Origin of the sequence: Streptococcus sp. k-402, assembly GCF_013277515.1 — a bacterium.
Taxonomy (GTDB): Bacteria; Bacillota; Bacilli; order Lactobacillales; family Streptococcaceae; genus Streptococcus.
In genome coordinates this window covers 1-4938 of the sequence record NZ_VMNB01000026.1, presented here as the reverse complement: position 1 = coordinate 4938, position 4938 = coordinate 1, and the positions used below count along the sequence as shown (strand labels likewise).

1 tRNA gene and 3 rRNA genes are annotated in these 4938 nt (G+C 50.0%); all 4 read right to left on the bottom strand.

Going from position 1 to position 4938, the window contains the following annotated elements:
• Position 1: 1 nt before the first annotated feature.
• The 4 genes from rrf to HT724_RS09900 all read right to left on the bottom strand — a co-directional run bounded on the left by rrf (position 2) and on the right by HT724_RS09900 (position 4890).
• Positions 2-117: ribosomal RNA gene (gene rrf / locus HT724_RS09915) — 5S ribosomal RNA — on the bottom strand.
• 76 nt (positions 118-193) lie between these two features.
• A 23S ribosomal RNA gene (locus HT724_RS09910) occupies positions 194-3095 on the bottom strand.
• 124 nt (positions 3096-3219) lie between these two features.
• Positions 3220-3292 (bottom strand) — tRNA-Ala (locus tag HT724_RS09905).
• A gap of 51 nt (positions 3293-3343) precedes the next feature.
• Positions 3344-4890: ribosomal RNA gene (locus HT724_RS09900) — 16S ribosomal RNA — on the bottom strand.
• Together the 16S, 23S and 5S rRNA genes with 1 tRNA gene alongside form the textbook arrangement of a ribosomal RNA operon.
• Between the last annotated feature and the right edge of the window lie 48 nt (positions 4891-4938).

Sequence of the window (4938 nt, the reverse complement as noted above, 5' to 3'; positions counted from 1 at the left end):
AGCTAAGCGACTTCCATATCTCACAGGGGGCAACCCCCAACTACTTCCGGCGTTCTAGGGCTTAACTTCTGTGTTCGGCATGGGTACAGGTGTATCTCCTAGGCTATCGTCACTTAACTCTGAGTAATACCTACTCAAAATTGAATATCTATTCAAACTAAGAAAACCGTTCGCTTTCATATTCTCAGTTACTTTGGATAAGTCCTCGAGCTATTAGTATTAGTCCGCTACATGTGTCGCCACACTTCCACTTCTAACCTATCTACCTGATCATCTCTCAGGGCTCTTACTGATATAAAATCATGGGAAATCTCATCTTGAGGTGGGTTTCACACTTAGATGCTTTCAGCGTTTATCCCTTCCCTACATAGCTACCCAGCGATGCCTTTGGCAAGACAACTGGTACACCAGCGGTAAGTCCACTCTGGTCCTCTCGTACTAGGAGCAGATCCTCTCAAATTTCCTACGCCCGCGACGGATAGGGACCGAACTGTCTCACGACGTTCTGAACCCAGCTCGCGTGCCGCTTTAATGGGCGAACAGCCCAACCCTTGGGACCGACTACAGCCCCAGGATGCGACGAGCCGACATCGAGGTGCCAAACCTCCCCGTCGATGTGAACTCTTGGGGGAGATAAGCCTGTTATCCCCAGGGTAGCTTTTATCCGTTGAGCGATGGCCCTTCCATACGGAACCACCGGATCACTAAGCCCGACTTTCGTCCCTGCTCGAGTTGTAGCTCTCGCAGTCAAGCTCCCTTATACCTTTACACTCTGCGAATGATTTCCAACCATTCTGAGGGAACCTTTGGGCGCCTCCGTTACCTTTTAGGAGGCGACCGCCCCAGTCAAACTGCCCGTCAGACACTGTCTCCGATAGGGATCACCTATCTGGGTTAGAGTGGCCATAACACAAGGGTAGTATCCCAACAACGTCTCCTTCGAAACTGGCGTCCCGATCTCATAGACTCCTACCTATCCTGTACATGTGGTACAGACACTCAATATCAAACTGCAGTAAAGCTCCATGGGGTCTTTCCGTCCTGTCGCGGGTAACCTGCATCTTCACAGGTACTAAAATTTCACCGAGTCTCTCGTTGAGACAGTGCCCAAATCATTACGCCTTTCGTGCGGGTCGGAACTTACCCGACAAGGAATTTCGCTACCTTAGGACCGTTATAGTTACGGCCGCCGTTTACTGGGGCTTCAATTCATACCTTCGCTTACGCTAAGCACTCCTCTTAACCTTCCAGCACCGGGCAGGCGTCACCCCCTATACATCATCTTACGATTTAGCAGAGAGCTGTGTTTTTGATAAACAGTTGCTTGGGCCTATTCACTGCGGCTGACTTAAAGTCAGCACCCCTTCTCCCGAAGTTACGGGGTCATTTTGCCGAGTTCCTTAACGAGAGTTCTCTCGCTCACCTGAGGCTACTCGCCTCGACTACCTGTGTCGGTTTGCGGTACGGGTAGAGTATGTTTAAACGCTAGAAGCTTTTCTTGGCAGTGTGACGTCACTAACTTCGCTACTAAACTTCGCTCCCCATCACAGCTCAATGTTATAGAACTAAGCATTTAACTCAATTCACACCTCACTGCTTAGACAGACTCTTCCAATCGTCTGCTTTAGTTAGCCTACTGCGTCCCTCCATCACTACATACTCCAGTACAGGAATATCAACCTGTTGTCCATCGGATACACCTTTCGGTCTCTCCTTAGGTCCCGACTAACCCAGGGCGGACGAGCCTTCCCCTGGAAACCTTAGTCTTACGGTGGACAGGATTCTCACCTGTCTTTCGCTACTCATACCGGCATTCTCACTTCTATGCGTTCCAGCGCTCCTCACGGTACACCTTCATCACACATAGAACGCTCTCCTACCATACCTATAAAGGTATCCACAGCTTCGGTAAATTGTTTTAGCCCCGGTACATTTTCGGCGCAGGGTCACTCGACTAGTGAGCTATTACGCACTCTTTGAATGAATAGCTGCTTCTAAGCTAACATCCTAGTTGTCTGTGCAACCCCACATCCTTTTCCACTTAACAATTATTTTGGGACCTTAGCTGGTGGTCTGGGCTGTTTCCCTTTCGACTACGGATCTTAGCACTCGCAGTCTGACTGCCGACCATAATTCTTTGGCATTCGGAGTTTATCTGAGATTGGTAATCCGGGATGGACCCCTCACCCAAACAGTGCTCTACCTCCAAGAATCTCTAATGTCGACGCTAGCCCTAAAGCTATTTCGGAGAGAACCAGCTATCTCCAAGTTCGTTTGGAATTTCTCCGCTACCCACAAGTCATCCAAGCACTTTTCAACGTGCCCTGGTTCGGTCCTCCAGTGCGTCTTACCGCACCTTCAACCTGCTCATGGGTAGGTCACATGGTTTCGGGTCTACGTCATGATACTAATTCGCCCTGTTCAGACTCGGTTTCCCTACGGCTCCGTCTCTTCAACTTAACCTCGCATCATAACGTAACTCGCCGGTTCATTCTACAAAAGGCACGCTCTCACCCATTAACGGGCTCGAACTTGTTGTAGGCACACGGTTTCAGGTTCTATTTCACTCCCCTCCCGGGGTGCTTTTCACCTTTCCCTCACGGTACTGGTTCACTATCGGTCACTAGGGAGTATTTAGGGTTGGGAGATGGTCCTCCCAGATTCCGACGGGATTTCACGTGTCCCGCCGTACTCAGGATACTGCTAGGTACAAAGACTATTTTAAATACGAGGCTATTACTCTCTTTGGCTGATCTTCCCAAATCATTCTTCTATAATCTTTGAGTCCACATTGCAGTCCTACAACCCCGAAGAGTAAACTCTTCGGTTTGCCCTCCTGCCGTTTCGCTCGCCGCTACTAAGGCAATCGCTTTTGCTTTCTCTTCCTGCAGCTACTTAGATGTTTCAGTTCACTGCGTCTTCCTCCTCACATCCTTAACAGATGTGGGTAACAGGTAGCACCTGTTGGGTTCCCCCATTCGGAAATCCCTGGATCATCGCTTACTTACAGCTACCCAAGGCATATCGTCGTTTGTCACGTCCTTCTTCGGCTCCTAGTGCCAAGGCATCCACCGTGCGCCCTTATTAACTTAACCTTATTTTCTGACCTTTCAGTCATAAACTCTTATTAATACTACAGCGTTTTCGGTTTATTTTCTTGTTACTATTTGATATAGATATTCAATTTTCAATGTGCATTACTTGGTGATCTCTCACCAATGGAGCCTAGCGGGATCGAACCGCTGACCTCCTGCGTGCAAAGCAGGCGCTCTCCCAGCTGAGCTAAGGCCCCACAAGACCTCTCAAGACTAAACAAGACCAATGCGCAGTTCCTTATCCTTAGAAAGGAGGTGATCCAGCCGCACCTTCCGATACGGCTACCTTGTTACGACTTCACCCCAATCATCTATCCCACCTTAGGCGGCTGGCTCCTAAAAGGTTACCTCACCGACTTCGGGTGTTACAAACTCTCGTGGTGTGACGGGCGGTGTGTACAAGGCCCGGGAACGTATTCACCGCGGCGTGCTGATCCGCGATTACTAGCGATTCCGACTTCATGTAGGCGAGTTGCAGCCTACAATCCGAACTGAGACTGGCTTTAAGAGATTAGCTTGCCGTCACCGGCTTGCGACTCGTTGTACCAGCCATTGTAGCACGTGTGTAGCCCAGGTCATAAGGGGCATGATGATTTGACGTCATCCCCACCTTCCTCCGGTTTATTACCGGCAGTCTCGCTAGAGTGCCCAACTGAATGATGGCAACTAACAATAGGGGTTGCGCTCGTTGCGGGACTTAACCCAACATCTCACGACACGAGCTGACGACAACCATGCACCACCTGTCACCTCTGTCCCGAAGGAAAACTCTATCTCTAGAGTGGTCAGAGGGATGTCAAGACCTGGTAAGGTTCTTCGCGTTGCTTCGAATTAAACCACATGCTCCACCGCTTGTGCGGGCCCCCGTCAATTCCTTTGAGTTTCAACCTTGCGGTCGTACTCCCCAGGCGGAGTGCTTAATGCGTTAGCTACGGCACTAAACCCCGGAAAGGGTCTAACACCTAGCACTCATCGTTTACGGCGTGGACTACCAGGGTATCTAATCCTGTTTGCTCCCCACGCTTTCGAGCCTCAGCGTCAGTTACAAGCCAGAGAGCCGCTTTCGCCACCGGTGTTCCTCCATATATCTACGCATTTCACCGCTACACATGGAATTCCACTCTCCCCTCTTGCACTCAAGTTAAACAGTTTCCAAAGCGTACTATGGTTAAGCCACAGCCTTTAACTTCAGACTTATCTAACCGCCTGCGCTCGCTTTACGCCCAATAAATCCGGACAACGCTCGGGACCTACGTATTACCGCGGCTGCTGGCACGTAGTTAGCCGTCCCTTTCTGGTAAGATACCGTCACAGTGTGAACTTTCCACTCTCACACTCGTTCTTCTCTTACAACAGAGCTTTACGATCCGAAAACCTTCTTCACTCACGCGGCGTTGCTCGGTCAGACTTCCGTCCATTGCCGAAGATTCCCTACTGCTGCCTCCCGTAGGAGTCTGGGCCGTGTCTCAGTCCCAGTGTGGCCGATCACCCTCTCAGGTCGGCTATGTATCGTCGCCTTGGTGAGCCGTTACCCCACCAACTAGCTAATACAACGCAGGTCCATCTGGTAGTGATGCATTTGCACCTTTTAAGTAAATGTCATGCAACATCTACTCTTATGCGGTATTAGCTATCGTTTCCAATAGTTATCCCCCGCTACCAGGCAGGTTACCTACGCGTTACTCACCCGTTCGCAACTCATCCAGAGAAGCAAGCTCCTCCTTCAGCGTTCTACTTGCATGTATTAGGCACGCCGCCAGCGTTCGTCCTGAGCCAGGATCAAACTCTCATTAAAAGTTTGAGTTCTCACTCATTTCTGTCACTGACAGATTTATTGTTTTTT